Origin of the sequence: Paraburkholderia sp. UCT2 (genome assembly GCF_014397665.1) — a bacterium.
Taxonomy (GTDB): domain Bacteria; phylum Pseudomonadota; class Gammaproteobacteria; order Burkholderiales; family Burkholderiaceae; genus Paraburkholderia; species Paraburkholderia tuberum.
Genome location: NZ_VZQO01000081.1, coordinates 1 through 14338, shown reverse-complemented (window position 1 = coordinate 14338; position 14338 = coordinate 1). Strand labels below are relative to the sequence as shown.

The window sequence follows — 14338 nt, the reverse complement described above, 5'->3', positions numbered from 1 at the left end:
GTCTTCAGCTTCTCGACCAGCGTCTTCACGTCCGGCACCTTCACACCGGCGGAGCGCCTGGGCGGCTCGGCGACTTTCAGCGTCTTCAGACGCGGCGTGACATCGACGCCGAGGTCTTCGGGCTTGAGCGTTTCCAGCGGCTTTTTCTTCGCCTTCATGATGTTCGGCAGCGTTACGTAACGCGGCTCGTTCAGGCGCAGATCGGTCGTGACCACGGCCGGCAGCGTCAGCGACAGCGTTTCCGCACCGCCGTCCACTTCACGCGACACCGTCGCCTTGCCGTCCGCCACGACAAGCTTCGACGCGAACGTCGCCTGCGGCAGATTCGCAAGCGCGGCGAGCATCTGGCCGGTCTGATTGGAGTCGTCGTCGATCGCCTGCTTGCCAAGGATCACCAGTTGCGGCTGCTCCTTGTCGACGAGCGCCTTGAGCAGCTTCGCGACTGCGAGCGGCTGCAGGTCTTCACCAGATTCGATCAGGATCGCGCGATCCGCGCCGATCGCGAGCGCGGTGCGCAGCGTTTCCTGCGCCTGCGCAACACCGGCCGACACGGCGACAACTTCGGTCGCGACGCCCGCTTCCTTCAGACGCACCGCTTCTTCAACTGCGATTTCGTCGAACGGGTTCATCGACATTTTCACGTTCGCGATATCGACGCCCGTACCGTCCGATTTCACGCGGACCTTCACGTTGTAGTCGACCACTCGCTTGACTGCTACAAGAACTCTCACGACACTCTCCTTCCCACACCGATAGGGCCGAGCCCTACCGCTTTGAATGACACATTACGTCCGTTGATCGATCAGAACTGGTCTTCGCGCAGCGCCAGCGCGCCTTCGCCATCGCGAGCACCGCGAACCGCCGCTTCGAGCGCGATTGCACGAGGCAGCACCTGCGTCGCGTAGCTATGCGCGGTCGCGATCTTCGCGTCATGGAAGGACGGATCTTCGTCGCGCTTGTCGGCCGCCAGCACGAGCGACCGTGCGACTTGCCAACCCGCGAGCACGATACCCGCGAGCATCAGATAGGACACACTGCCGGCGAACACCGCATTCGGATCGCTTTTGACGTTCTCGACCACGTAGCGCACCGCGCTGTACAACGCCTCGCGGCCGGCGGACAGATGACGATGCATCGCCTGAAAAGCCGCGCTCGAACCATACGAGGGGTGCGCTTGCACCGCGGCCAGGGTCGTGTCGATCTGCGCGAGCAGCATCCCGGCCACCTCGCCGTTGTCGCGCATGGTCTTGCGGCCGACGAGGTCGTTGGCCTGGATCGCCGTCGTGCCTTCGTAGATCGGCAGAATGCGCGCATCGCGGTAGTACTGCGCGGCGCCGGTTTCCTCGATGAAGCCCATGCCGCCGTGCACCTGCACGCCGAGACTCGTCACCTCCAGCGACATCTCCGTGCTCCAGCCCTTCACGATCGGCACCAGGTATTCGTAGATCGCCTGATGATTCGCGCGCGTCGCGCCGTCCGGATGACGATGCGCGAGATCGCAATGCGACGCCGACACATAGGCCAGAGCACGTGCGCCTTCGGTCAGCGCGCGCATCGTCGAGAGCATGCGCCGCACGTCGGGATGCTGGATGATCGCGACCGACTGCTTCGCGGAGCCATCCACGGGACGGCTCTGCACGCGCTCCTTCGCATACGCGACGGCCTGCTGGTACGCGCGATCCGAGATCGCCACGCCCTGTACCCCCACGGCGAACCGCGCGGCGTTCATCATGATGAACATGTACTCCAGACCGCGGTTCTCCTCGCCGACGAGCTGCCCGATCGCGCCGCCGTGATCGCCGAACTGCAGCACGGCGGTCGGGCTCGCCTTGATGCCGAGCTTGTGTTCGATCGATACGCAGTGAACGTCGTTGCGCTCGCCGAGCGAGCCGTCTTCGTTGACGAGGATCTTCGGCACGACGAACAGCGAAATACCTCTCACGCCTTCAGGCGCGCCCGGCGTGCGTGCGAGCACCAGATGCACGATGTTTTCCGTCATGTCGTGCTCGCCCCAGGTGATGAAAATCTTCGTGCCGAAGATCCGGTACGAGCCGTCGCCCTGCGGCTCGGCGCGGCTGCGCACGAGCGAGAGGTCGGAGCCTGCTTGCGGCTCGGTCAGATTCATCGTGCCGGTCCAAACACCTGCGATCATCTTCGGCACGTAGCGCTGCTTCAGCTCCTCGCTACCTGCCGTCAGCAGCGCTTCGATCGCGCCGTCGGTCAGGAGCGGGCACAGCCCCAGCGACAGGTTGGCGGCGTTGAGCATTTCGATGCAGGGCGTCGACAGCAGCTTGGGCAGATCCTGACCGCCGTATTCAGACGGATGTTGCAAACCCTGCCAGCCGCCTTCGCTGAACTGGCGAAACGCGTCCTTGAAACCGGCCGTGGCGGTCACCACGCCGCCCTTCCAGGTGCTCGGGCTGCGGTCGCCGTCGACGTTCAGCGGCGCGAGCACGCCTTCGTGCAGCCGCGCGGCCTCTTCGAGCACCGCACGAGCGGTGTCGGCGGTTGCGTCCTCGCAGCCGGGCAAGCCCGCCAGTTGGTCGATTCCGGCCAGTTCCGTGAGTGCAAACAACATCTCTTTGAGAGGCGCGACGTAGCTCATTACCATTCTTCCGATCAGATAGTCCGTAGGGAAAGTCACCCGTCTGGCACCGATGCGGCCGGGGTAACGTATGGCTGAATCGTAGCGTCGGACGGGCCCTGCCTGGTTGTCCAAACCGGACGATCTATTGACATCTCTGGCCACGTCGGAGGGAGTACGCGCCCCGTGGGAACTGCGTCGGCGGGTGTTGCCGACGCCTCGATATGACGCGATCAGCCACCCCGGCGATAGGCTGCCGGGGTGCTGCCGGTCCAGTGACGGAACGCTCTGTGGAACGCGGTGGGGTCGCCGAAGCCGACGTCGCCCGCGATGATGGCGATGGGCTCGTGCGTGCCCGTCAGGCGCTGGATCGCGATGTCGCGGCGCAATTCGTCCTTGAGCACCTGGAACGCCGTGCCCTCGGCGGCAAGATGACGGCACAGCGTTCTGACCGAGCAGTGCAGGGCTTCCGCCGCCTCTTCGATGGACGGGACGTCGGGCAGCCGGGACGCAAGATGTTCCCGCACGCGATGACTGAACAGCTGCTCGTTGAACGAAACGAAGATCCAGTCTTCCGGCGCGCGAGCGAGAAACCTGCGCAGGTTCGCCTTGCGCTGACGAACGGGCAGGTCGAAATAGCTACTGCTGAACTGCATCGAGGTCTGATTGCAGTCGAACTTCGCCGGTCCGGGAAAGAGATAAAGATACTCGAGCGCGTGAGCGGGACGGGGAAAGGCGAACTGCACCTGCAACAACGCAATCCGTTGACCGATCAGCCAGGACGCGATCCCATGCGCGAGCTTCAGCATCAGTTCCTGGCCCAGCATGCCGGGTAGCGCTCCCGTGCTTCCCGGACGCAGCGCCAGGCTCGTGACGAGGTCGCCGCGGCGCGACTCGAAGCGGAAGTCGTCCAGCACGAGATGGAAGAACTGGCCGAACCGGTGCATCGCGGATTCGAGATTCGGCGCATCCAGCAGGCTCAGGCAGAGAAACTTGAGCGCACCGCTGCGCAGCGGGCGCGAGAAAACGCCGGGCATCTCATCGTCGAGTTCGATCGCGAGCGAGCGGTAGAGCGTGGAGAACTGTTCCTCGGTGACGCGCGCTCCAGGCTGGTCCAGAAGCGCGCGCGGAATGTTCGCGCCCGACAGATGCCGGTCGACGATATCCGGCCGCGTCCCGACGCTGCCGAGGAACCCGTTGACGAGCGAGATCGGTACGGTTGCGCCAGGAGCTTGCATGAGAAGGTTCCGCGAGGCGAAGAGGCATCAGCATAGCGCCTCCCGCCGCATCGTGGCGAGGGTTCGGCGAATCGCTACGCGAGTGCCGCGTTCGGGGCCCCGTGGTTCCGGTAGCTTGCCGCCTATTGCGCCGATGCGTGCGAGCGCAGATATGGCACGTAGCCGTTCTGAATCTTCAGGATCTTCTCGGCGCACTCGTCATAGTCGTCGCCCTTCGCGTTGTCGGGCCCATACATGCCGCGGCACTGCGCGAACAGCGACAACGTCGCGCCGCCCGTGCTCTTGTTCGCGCGGGTCGCTGAGAAAGCGGCTTTGCCCGAATCGTCGGGCACGTCGGTATCGATCGCGACCGCGTCCGTGCGGATCACGTGCGTGTCGGAATGCTGCTCGATATAGCGTTTCGTCGCCGCCCACGCGGCATCGCAATTCGCCGGTGTGCAGTCGATCACCGCGTCGCGTTGCGCGGCGCGGAGGTTCGGCTCGCTATGAAGGATCTCCTGCTGGGCGCGCTGCGCCTGCTTTTCCGGAGACGAGCAGGCGGCGAGTGCGCATGCGACGAGTGCGAAGGCTGCGATCTTTTTCATGAGTAGACTTCGGAGGCCATGGTCGAGCGCGATTATAGCGGTGCGGGGAAAGCGATTGCGTATTCACGACTCACATGCCGGGTTGGTAACTTCGGTTGGCGTCATCGCCCATAGGTGTTCGCCACCAGCAATTCCTCCGCATTGCCCGGCGGTCGCAGCCCATCCGTCCGAGCCGCGAAGTAGCGCTGCGTCAGATCGGCCGCGGACACGTGCCGCGCGTCGTCAAAGCCCGCTTCGCGCCCCATGGCGATCATCTGCTGCGGCATGAAGAAGCTGATGAACGGTGTACCGCTCGCACGCGCGCCCTTCTCTGCCATTTCGAGTCCGGGGCGCACGTCCGGGTCCGCCATCTCTAACGGCAACAGGAACGTCATCGCGAACGTCGAGCCGCGCGCTAGCCCGGCCACTTCGCGCAGCGTCGCCGCATTCGCCTCTTTCGTCAGATACATGCTGACGCCGGTCGACACGACGACGGCCGGCCTGCTTTCGTCGAAGCCTTCGGCGACGAGACGCTGCCGCCAGCTATCGCCCGCTTCGAAGTCGACCGGCACGAAACGCAGCCAGTCCGGCAGGCCGAAACCAAGCTCGCCGAGCCGCTGACGCTTCCACGTTTGCGGTCCCGGCGGATCGACCTCGAACACGGTGAGCCGCGACGCAATGTCGGGCCGGCGTTGCGCGAAGCTGTCGAGACCGGCGCCCAGAATCACGTATTGATCCACACCGCGCCCGGTCTGCTCGACGACCAGATCCTCGATAAAGCGTGCGCGCGCGACGATCGACGCGCGAAACGGCCGCGTGAACCGCGGATCCATATCGCCACGGCTGCGCCAGTCTTCGGCGGGTGCCAGCAACTGCAAGCCGACTTCGTCTTCGAGCACGTGCGGCGGCGCGTCGGCCTGCACGTGCAGCGCACGCCATAACGCGACGCGCGCAGCGGTACTGTCGGGTGCGATGTGTCGTGGATCGCTCATGGTATTTGCCCGCTTGGGTTGATGTGCCAATGCCACCGCTGCTCAATGGAAAAACGGCAGCGCGAGAAACAGTTTGATGACGATCGCGTTGACGATGTCCATGAAAAACGCGCCCGTCAAGGGCACGATCAGGAACGCGAGATGAGAATGGCCGAAGCGGTTCGTGATCGCCTGCATGTTCGCGATCGCGGTCGGCGTGGCGCCAAGTCCGAGGCCGCATTGCGCCGCGCACAACACAACCGCGTCGTAGTTGCGGCCCATCGCGGGGAACGTGATGAATACCACGTAGAGCGCCATCAGCAGCGTCTGTGCCGCGAGGATCGAGATGATCGGCACCGCGAGCGCGGCAAGCCCCCATAGGTCGAGCCGCATCAGCGCCATCGCGAGAAAGAGCGCGAGCGCGACGTTGCCGACAAGCGCGACCGCGTGCTGGTCGATCCGCACACGCACGAGCGCGAGCACGTTGTTCAGGATCACGCCGATGAACAGCGTGCAGACGAACGTCGGCAATTCGAACGCGGTGCCCGCGATCCAGTCGGCAAACATTTCGCCGCCCGCGAGGCAGATCGAGATCAGCGCGAGCGTCGTGATGATCGCGGCGGGCGTGGTGGCCTGCTGCGCCTTCGGTTCTTCGAAGACCAGCGTTTCGTCCTCTAGCTGTTTGACGCGCAGCAACTCGTCGGCGCTGATCCGCCGCATCAGCAGCCGTGCGATCGGACCGCCGAGCACGCCGCCCATCACGAGTCCAAACGTCGCGCAGCCGATCGCGATCTCGGTCGCCGACGCCAGTCCGTGACGCTCGCTAAAGATCTGGCTCCACGCGGCGCCAGTACCGTGGCCGCCCGACAACGTGACCGAGCCGCCGAGAATCCCAAGCAGCGGATCGACGCCGAGGGCGAACGCGAGCAGCAAGCCGACCACGTTCTGCAGGATCAGCAGCCCGCAGACCAGCGCGAGAAAGCGGATCAACACCGGGCCGCCCGCCTTCAAACTTGATAGATGCGCATTCAGACCGATCGTCGAGAAGAACGCGAGCATCAGCGGCACCTGCACCGTCGAATCGAACCTGACCTGCACGTGGGTGGTGAGGCGCGTGATCAGCACGCAGATCGCGACGATGAGCCCGCCTGCCACCGGCGCCGGAATCGAATAGGTCCTTAGCACGCCGATCCACTGCACGAGCTTTTCGCCGAGCAGCAGCACGAGCGACGTCGCAACCAGCGTGGCATATACGCCAATAGTCATGAATGGCCTCCGAGCGGGAGCGTGACAACGTTTTCTGTTTTCCCGGCGCGACGCCGCGGCGCATCGGAATGCGGCAAGGCTTTGTCGTCATCCGGAGCGCGCGCGAACCTGCGACATCTTAGCCAATCCGTCCAGGCAAAGTATGATTTTCCTTGGGTTTTATCCGGCAAGGTCGGAGCCCATATTGGGTTTCTCAGTACACGGAGTGACCGACAGATTCTCGCACTGACGTGAATTTCGCCTTCCTCGTTCGATCCGATCTCTGACGCCTGACGTACCGGTTCGGTGGACTTAATTAGCGTTGCCCTACACGGGTCTGGCTTGGGTAGTCCCACATGGCATCTCTGCCTTGGCCAACGGACGGACAGCAGCGCGAGGAAGTTCTCGTGCTGCTCGCAGTTACGATGAAGCGTCTGGATGGGCGGGCACCGTGAATTGAAAGATCGCGCCGTGCGGCACGTTCGCGCTTGCCCACAATCGGCCGCCGTGTGCCTCGACGATCGAACGGCAGATCGGCAGCCCCATCCCCAAACCGGTCGGCTTGGTGGTGTAGAAAGGAGCGAAAAGGCGCTCGGCACTGTCCGCGGCAAAGCCAGGCCCCGAATCGAGCACCGTCACGAGTACACGGCCCGAGTCGGCTCTTGCCGTGCTGATGAGCAATTCCCGCACGCCATCGCTGACACCGCTCATAACCTCCATCGCGTTGATGAGCAAGTTAAGGAGGACTTGTTGCAACTGGACCCGATCTCCTTCAACTAGCGGTAACCGGTCCGCGAGATGCGTCTGCACCGAGGCGCCGTGCTTCCACGCTTCGCCACGGGTGAGCTCAATCACCTCGCGGATTGCCTCGTTGATGTCCACCGGTTCCTTCCGTGGCGGCGTCTTCCTGATCAGTTCATGGATGCGGCCGATTACGTTCCCCGCTCGGTTACCGTCGTCGACGATCCGGCCGAGCGCCTGCCGGGCCTTCTCGACTTCAGGAGGCTGGCCGGCGAGCCATCGCAGCGCCGCCTGGGCGTTGGTGACCGTCGCGGCGATCGGCTGGTTGACTTCATGAGCGATCGAGGCCGTGAGTTGGCCCATGGTTGCGACACGATTCGCGTGCGCCAGCTCCCTTTGCACCTCCTGGTAACGCCGATCGCTCTCGTGGGCTTCGGTTTCGGCACGCTTGCGCTCGGTCAGATCCACGACGAATGCCACACCTTCCGTCCCGCTTGCGTCAAACGTGGCCAAACCGACCATAACGGGCACACGGCTACCGTCCCTCCTGATGTACTCCTTCTCGTAAGGCTGGGCGCGCCCCGTCTGCCCGGCCTCCACCAGGGCCAGTTCGCTGCGCGGGAGCCATTCCTGCGGCGTCAGATCCCTCCAGCCTACGCGACCTGAGCCTATATCTTCACGCTCGTATCCCACGATGCGCAGAAATGCGTCATTGGCCTCGAGAATCTCACCATCGAAATTCCAGACGATGATCCCGATGATGTTGGCATCCACGAGGCGCCGGATCTTCGACTCGCGTTCGAGCAGTGTTTGTTCGGTGCGTTTGCGCTCGGTGATATCCATTACCGCCCCCACGAAACGGAAGCGATCCGGATCACAGCCGCTCACGCCATGCGCCACAGCTCGAACATACTTGATAGAAGCATCAGCCATCAGCAGACGATGCTCGACCGTAAATGCCTTCCTTTCGCTTGCGGCGCGGTCAATGATTTGCTGCAGACGGACACGATCGTCCGGATGCGTCCGGTCGATGATGGCCTGCACGGTGGGCTTGACGGCAGCGTCGAGCCCGAATATTCGATAAGTCTCATCTGACCAATAGATCTCGCCGCTCGACAGGTACCAGCCAAAACTCCCTGTGTGGCTCAGTCGTTGGGCTTCCGCCAGATACATCTCGCTCCGGTGTAGCGCCTGCTCGGCGTTCTTGCGTTCGGCTCGCTCACTTGCTTCGCGCAGCGCGCGCCGCACTGCGGGCACGAGCCTCGACAGCCGCGTCTTCAGAACAAAATCGGTAGCGCCACTCTTTAGCGCCTCTACCGCCAGTTCTTCGCCAAGCGTGCCGGAAACCAGGATAAAGGGCACCTCGGGACGTTCGCGCAGAGTGACCTCCAATGCCGAGAGGCCGTCGAACGCCGGAAGTTTGTAATCCGCGAGAATCAGGTCGATTCCAACGGTTTTCAACGCAGCCTCGAAGTCCGCACGCGATTGCACGCGAACGATTTCGCAGCAGAGATGATCGGCTTGAAGGAGCTCTTGAATGAGTTCGGCGTCATTCGCGTTATCTTCCAGCAACACAATGCGAAGCCCCGACATTATTGCCCCTTCCTCATGCTGCCTGGCGGCGGCTCATTGATCAGTGCCCAGAATACGCCTAGCTCCTTGATGGCATTTATAAATTCATGAAAGTCGATCGGCTTTACTACGTACGCGTTTACCCCGAGTTTATAGCTCCGCATCATATCTTTCTCTTCGTGCGACGATGTGAGCACCACCACGGGAATGAGCTTCAAACGTTCGTCCGACTTCACTGTGTGCAGGACTTCCAAGCCATCGACCTTGGGGAGTTTCAGATCCAGTAACATGACTGAAGGGTTCTCGTCGTAGCGATCGACAAATTCCTCCCTGCAATAGAGGTAATCCAAGGCTTGCTGTCCGTCTCTGGCAACCACTACCTCGTTTGCCAAGTTACAGTCTGACAGCGCGGCAAGAGTGAGTTCGACGTCTCTCGGGTCATCCTCGACGAGCAGAATGCGTCCTAGTTGGTCCATGGTGTCCTCGCAGTCTTTGCCGTTGCACCGTGTGCCTTAGGCACTGAGAAATAGAAAGTAGCGCCCTGATCCACCCCCCCCTCTGCACGGACCTTGCCTCCGTGGCGGACGATGATGCGTTGAACGATAGCTAGTCCGATGCCAGTACCTTCAAACTGCTCCGGGAGATGCAGACGTTGAAAAACGCCGAACAGTTTATGCGCATACCGCATGTCAAAGCCTGCACCATTATCTTTCACAAACACCTCCACCACGTCTTTATTCGGGTCCACGCAACCAATCTCGATTTCGGCCCGCGTTCGCATGCGCGTGAATTTGACCGCATTGGCGACGAGGTTGGCGATAACCAGTCGGAGCATGGGACGATCCCCGTAGCAGACCGGAAGAGGGTTGATTGTCCATACAATGTCTCGCCCGCTCGTTTCTTGCCCGATCTCCGCGACGACCTCCTTGACGAGCTGATCGAGGCTCACCGGCGCCTTTGTGGTCTCCACCTGTCCGACCCTGGAAAAGGCCAGCAGATCGTCGATCAGGTTACTCATTCTTTTTGCCGCGTCGACAATCGTTTGTATGTAGCGACGACTTTTATCATCGAGCGAAGAGGCCGCCTGTTTTTGTAGTAGCTCGGAGTATCCGATCACATGGCGAAGTGGCGCACGTAGATCGTGCGAGACGGAATAGGCGAAGGATTGCAGTTCCTTGTTACTCGTTTCAAGCTGCTCAGCCCGCGCGGTGACTTCCTGATTGAGCCTGTGAATCTCGCTTTCTTTATGCTGACTCTGTTGCAATTCGGCCTGAAGGCGATCGCTGGTGTGACGAAGCTCAGTTTCGATTCGCCGTCGCGCAGCGACGAAACCGGCAAAGATCAAGCCCCATGCCGTGAAAACTAAAAACCGCGGAAAATCTTTGCTTTGAATACCGATGGTGTACAGCGGCGCAGAAAGAAAATAATCGTAGGATGCCACCGATAGCACGACTGCCAGCACGGAAGGTCCTACCCCTCCGTACCAGCAAGCAACCCCGATGGCGAAGTTGAAAGGGGACCCGTAGATGTCGTGGATCCCGAAAAACCGGAACACGAGCGCCAGCCCAAGTGCAGCCCCAACGCAGACGACGGATAAGCCGTAGCGCAGAATCGGTGAGCGACTTTGCAAGTCCAGGTGCAAGTGCGCCAAGCTTCGCCTCGTTGCCAATGGTGCGGATCCCCTGAACTAAAAATTATAGTCGTCCCAGTTCCGATCGTTGAGCAGGCGGGGACGCCCCAACGCGGATTCGTTGGCGAGCCGGCTCATGCTTGTGCCCGTTGTCCACCTAGATCATCGCGATGGTGCGGCTGTGGTCCACCAACGATTCGTCTGTCAAATAGACCGTCAGAAGTCTTCCGTTAAACCGATCAACACCGCTTGACAAACATGGATAAGCAAATCGGCGAATGGCAGCTCAGGGATTCAGTAGCTGCCGCAGATGGGGTGCCGGGTTCAATGGGTCGGAAGTACCCATTCTGCTCTCCGGAGAAGCGGTCATTGGCAGGCTCCAGCCTGACTTCGGCGCCGAAGAGGCGTGGCAGACAGGAAGCCTTCCACCGTGAAGGTACGGACGCCGCGCGTCAAGACGGGCTGCAGACCACCGCGGTCAGCAACAACGGAATCACCATGCGCACGGTAGCGTTGCTGCCAGCATCGCGCACGCGCGATTCGACCGCGTCGCTGGGAGCGGACAGCACAGCGCCGTACAGCGGGCCCGCGAACGCATTGCCGCGGCCCTTCTTGAACGTCCCGTCGTCCTGCCCGTACCCAAGCACGGCGTAGACACGAAAGCCGAAGGCCGTTATGTCGCTGCCTTGCGCTGGCCGAAACGCGTTGACCGAATCCGCCTCAACGTGCATCGGATTCGGGTCGATGTACTGGTTGTTGATGAGCTGCCCGATAAACGCGTGTGGACTCGCCCTGCAGTCGAATTGCCCATCAAGCGCGTACGCGTGCGCCGCGACTGGGCGGAAGCCTGCGCCTGACACCAGCAGTATGACGAGTACTTTTAGAAGACGGATTGCCATGGTGAACTTGCCAGAACCGCGGGGTCGACCGGCAAAACACGAGCCAGCCTGTAGTCTCGTAGATTTTCGCCGTCCGCGTGTGCGTGTTATGAGCGAACGATGCAGTTGGGATAGAAGTCGGCTGCAGCGGCTCGGCTCCGACCATGCCTGGCGAATGGCCGTTGTTCGCATGCGTACGCCGCCGTGATTGGCCTCGCACGAGCGTCTGAGGTTATGTGCCATCCCTGACATGCAGCGCGCCGATTGCGCTCCGGTGGCGCCGCGGCCCGCGCCGCCGAATCCCGCGCCGGTCATTCCGACCGCGAGATGGACCTTCTTTTTTCCCCATCGGCGCGCAAGCGCACGGACGTCCTTGGCGGGCACGCCGGTTTCGCCCTCCTGCCACTCGGGCGTCTTGGGAACGCCGTCGGTTTCGCCCAGAAGATAGGCCCTCCACTCGTCGAACCCGGTCGTGCGGGTGGCGATGTAATCCTCGTCGTACAAGCCCTCCATGACCCATACGTACATGATGGCGGTGGCGAGAGCAGCATCGGTTTGCGGTCGGACCGGAATCCAGCGCCCGCCCAGCAACTGCGCGGTAGGGTTGCAGTGTGGGTCGATATGAACGAACTCTATGCCGAGGTCCTTGGCCCACAGGCGCCGCGGCGTGCCCTCGAATCCCGCGTAGGCCCCGTTGGTACTTTCGGGATCGCAGGACCAGAACACGATCATGTCGGCTTCCTTCAGGCAATCCTCGACGCCACCATTGCCGGATGGCACGCCGACGCGCATCGAGTTGCCGAAATGCTGCATGGCGCCCCAGTACCAGCCTTCCCAGCTATCCGGATTGGCCGCGACCCGGGTGAAGCCGATCAACCGCGCAAGGGTCACAGCGCAGATCCAGTCAAGCGGCAGCCCGGTGCCATGCATCCCTTTCACGCTCGCACCGCAGCGCGAACAGCTGGCAACCTGCCCTTTCAGACGCGAAGGTTTGCGAAATAGCAGATCGCATTCCTGGCAGGCAATCAGTTTCTGACGCTCCATACGGACCGACCAGGATGAATTTTCTGGTGTCATTCGACGCGGCTGAAATGCCGGCTCATTTATGTTGTGGGTGCCTAACTAGCGCCTGGCACCACAGCTACTCTCGATGGATGGCGACCCGGTCAAGGGCCGCTCATCCCGAACTCATCGAGGGACGGTCATTCTCTTGACGCGGCTACCGACTGACCGGCCGGCAGTTCGCCCATCGACTGGAACAGCGCCGCAGTATCGCTCATACGCTGGCTTGCAGCGCGAATCGAACTGAGCTGTGCACTTAGAAACCGCTGCTCACTGGCATACTGTGCCGTAGAAGGCAGGGAGCCCATGCGATGGCGCGACGCCGTATCATCGAATGCCGCCCTCGCGGCCTCCGCCGCCGCTTCCGTCGACGCGAGTGTCTGTGCGTCGTTTTCCAGTGCGGCAAGCGAATCCGCGACATTCTGGAACGCCGACAGAACGGTGGACTTGTAGTTCAGCACGGCCGCATCGTAAGCGTCGATCGACGCCTTGCGGTGCGCGAGCAGCGCGCCGCCATGGAAAATCGGTTGCGTCAGGCTCGCACCAATGGCCCAGAGTCCGCCCGCGCCTGAGAGCACCGCTGGCCAGCTAAAGCCGCCGCGGCCCATCGAGCCCGTCAGTGACAGGCTCGGAAAGAGCTGCGCGGTCGCAGCGCCGACATCGGCGGCTGCGGCCTTCAGGGCGGCGTCGGCTGCCTGAACGTCGGGGCGCGAACGCAGCAGGACCGACGGCACCTCGACAGGCACGTGTTCGGGCAACACCAGGCTGTCGAGATCGGGAACGGCCGGGGCGTTGTCCGGCGTGCGGCCCATCAGCACCGCGAGCGCATGGATGGCTGTGGCGCGCTGCTGGCGTAACGCAGGAAGACTCGCCGCAGCCGAAGCGGCATCCTGCGTCGACGCAAGCGCCTGCGCATGCGAGACCGAGCCGAGCGCGTAACGTTGCTGGTCTTCGTCCGCGACCGTCCTGGCCACGGCGACGAGCCGTTCGGTGAGCGCGATCTGGCGATCGAGTGCCGCCACGCTGATCGTCGTACCGACGATGTTTGCCGCGAGCGCGCGCCGCGCCGCCTCCAGTTGATACGCCTGGACGTCTACACGAGCGGCGCTGGCCGCATTCGCCGAACGCGTCGCACCGAACAGGTCAAAGGTGTAGGACGCGAGAACCTGTCCGGCAAAAAAGTTATAGCGAACCTCGCTGGGGCCAATGCCGGGCACAAGCGGTGAACGCCCGCGATCGACTTGTGCGGCACCATCGATTGAAGGCAGCGTCGATGCGCCGACCTGGGCGCGCAGTTCCTGCTGCGCGGCTGCGAGCGTCCGCTGCGCAGCCCCGAGCGTGGGGCTGTTGTGCAAGCCTTCCTCGACGAGCGCATCGAGCGCGTCGGACCGGTAAAGCCGCCACCATTGTGGAACGCCCACTGCGCCGATATCGAACTGCTGCGCCACGCCGCCCGCTGCGACGGTCTTCGCCGGCTGTGCCCCGGCACCGTAGTGCGCAGGCGAAGGCATCGCCGGGGGCGCGCCGCTGGGACCGAACGAGCAGGCCGTCAATGCGAGTGCCGCTGTCACGGCAAGAACGGATGTTCTATACACGAGGCTCATGCTCAAATCTCCGTATGCTCGTCCACGACCGGTTGCATTCCGCGCTCGTCGTGCCGGACCCTGAAGCACGCCGCGTACAGCGCGGGCAGGAAGAACACGGTCAGTACTGTGGCGATCGTGATGCCGCCCATCAGTGCGGTCGCCATCGGACCGAAGAAGCCCGAGCGCAGCAGCGGAATCAGCGCGAGGACGGCGGCGGCGGCAGTCAGCATGATCGGCCTGAAACGCCTTATCGTTGCGCCGATAATCG

The 14338-nt window shown here is 62.6% G+C and carries 11 protein-coding genes and 1 pseudogene; all 12 read right to left on the bottom strand.

Annotation, left to right across the window (positions count from 1 at the left end):
• Positions 1 to 731 (bottom strand): electron transfer flavoprotein subunit beta/FixA family protein (locus tag F6X39_RS35055; protein ID WP_187619990.1); only part of this gene is annotated, 731 nt, incomplete at its 3' end.
• A gap of 71 nt (positions 732 to 802) precedes the next feature.
• Positions 803 to 2605: an acyl-CoA dehydrogenase gene (locus F6X39_RS35050; protein WP_187619989.1), complete on the bottom strand. Its 1803-nt coding sequence runs from the start codon at positions 2603 to 2605 to the stop codon at positions 803 to 805.
• A 212-nt stretch (positions 2606 to 2817) separates the two neighbouring features.
• Positions 2818 to 3822, bottom strand: a complete 1005-nt coding sequence (locus F6X39_RS35045; RefSeq protein WP_184037062.1) for an AraC family transcriptional regulator — start codon at positions 3820 to 3822, stop codon at positions 2818 to 2820.
• A 122-nt stretch (positions 3823 to 3944) separates the two neighbouring features.
• Positions 3945 to 4406: a hypothetical protein gene (locus F6X39_RS35040; protein ID WP_187619988.1), complete on the bottom strand. Its 462-nt coding sequence runs from the start codon at positions 4404 to 4406 to the stop codon at positions 3945 to 3947.
• A gap of 101 nt (positions 4407 to 4507) precedes the next feature.
• Positions 4508 to 5377 carry a class I SAM-dependent methyltransferase gene (locus F6X39_RS35035; RefSeq protein ID WP_187619987.1) on the bottom strand — a complete coding sequence of 290 codons (870 nt, stop codon included), beginning with the start codon at positions 5375 to 5377 and terminating at the stop codon, positions 4508 to 4510.
• Positions 5378 to 5419: 42 nt separating this feature from the next.
• Entirely contained in the window at positions 5420 to 6622 is a 1203-nt protein-coding gene (gltS, locus tag F6X39_RS35030; RefSeq protein WP_187619986.1) for a sodium/glutamate symporter, read from the bottom strand.
• 399 nt (positions 6623 to 7021) lie between these two features.
• On the bottom strand, positions 7022 to 8935 hold the full coding sequence (locus tag F6X39_RS35025) for a PAS domain S-box protein (protein ID WP_187619985.1): 1914 nt from the start codon (positions 8933 to 8935) through the stop codon (positions 7022 to 7024).
• Positions 8935 to 9390 carry a response regulator gene (locus tag F6X39_RS35020; RefSeq protein WP_187619984.1) on the bottom strand — a complete coding sequence of 152 codons (456 nt, stop codon included), beginning with the start codon at positions 9388 to 9390 and terminating at the stop codon, positions 8935 to 8937. The genes F6X39_RS35025 and F6X39_RS35020 overlap by 1 nt, the downstream gene beginning before the upstream one ends.
• The gene (locus F6X39_RS35015; protein ID WP_187619983.1) at positions 9378 to 10565 is read right to left on the bottom strand and encodes a PAS domain-containing sensor histidine kinase; all 1188 of its coding nucleotides are present in this window, start codon (positions 10563 to 10565) and stop codon (positions 9378 to 9380) included. Before F6X39_RS35015 ends, F6X39_RS35020 begins: the two co-directional genes overlap by 13 nt.
• 1106 nt (positions 10566 to 11671) lie before the next feature.
• A pseudogene (locus F6X39_RS35005) lies at positions 11672 to 12310 on the bottom strand (pyrogallol hydroxytransferase large subunit); the annotation flags it as partial.
• A gap of 314 nt (positions 12311 to 12624) precedes the next feature.
• A complete protein-coding gene (locus F6X39_RS35000; RefSeq protein ID WP_187619982.1) occupies positions 12625 to 14088 on the bottom strand; it encodes an efflux transporter outer membrane subunit in 1464 nt (487 codons plus the stop codon).
• A 2-nt stretch (positions 14089 to 14090) separates the two neighbouring features.
• A partial coding sequence (locus F6X39_RS34995) for an efflux RND transporter permease subunit (RefSeq protein ID WP_187619981.1) occupies positions 14091 to 14338 on the bottom strand: 248 nt, incomplete at its 5' end.

What these genes read in the sequence shown, in the direction of transcription:
- F6X39_RS35050 (WP_187619989.1), bottom strand. Translation starts at nt 2,605, where the DNA reads ATGAGCTACGTCGCGCCTCTCAAAGAGATGTTGTTTGCACTCACGGAA.
- F6X39_RS35045 (WP_184037062.1), bottom strand. Translation starts at nt 3,822, where the DNA reads ATGCAAGCTCCTGGCGCAACCGTACCGATCTCGCTCGTCAACGGGTTC.
- F6X39_RS35040 (WP_187619988.1), bottom strand. Translation starts at nt 4,406, where the DNA reads ATGAAAAAGATCGCAGCCTTCGCACTCGTCGCATGCGCACTCGCCGCC.
- F6X39_RS35035 (WP_187619987.1), bottom strand. Translation starts at nt 5,377, where the DNA reads ATGAGCGATCCACGACACATCGCACCCGACAGTACCGCTGCGCGCGTC.
- gltS (WP_187619986.1), bottom strand. Translation starts at nt 6,622, where the DNA reads ATGACTATTGGCGTATATGCCACGCTGGTTGCGACGTCGCTCGTGCTG.
- F6X39_RS35025 (WP_187619985.1), bottom strand. Translation starts at nt 8,935, where the DNA reads ATGTCGGGGCTTCGCATTGTGTTGCTGGAAGATAACGCGAATGACGCC.
- F6X39_RS35020 (WP_187619984.1), bottom strand. Translation starts at nt 9,390, where the DNA reads ATGGACCAACTAGGACGCATTCTGCTCGTCGAGGATGACCCGAGAGAC.
- F6X39_RS35000 (WP_187619982.1), bottom strand. Translation starts at nt 14,088, where the DNA reads ATGAGCCTCGTGTATAGAACATCCGTTCTTGCCGTGACAGCGGCACTC.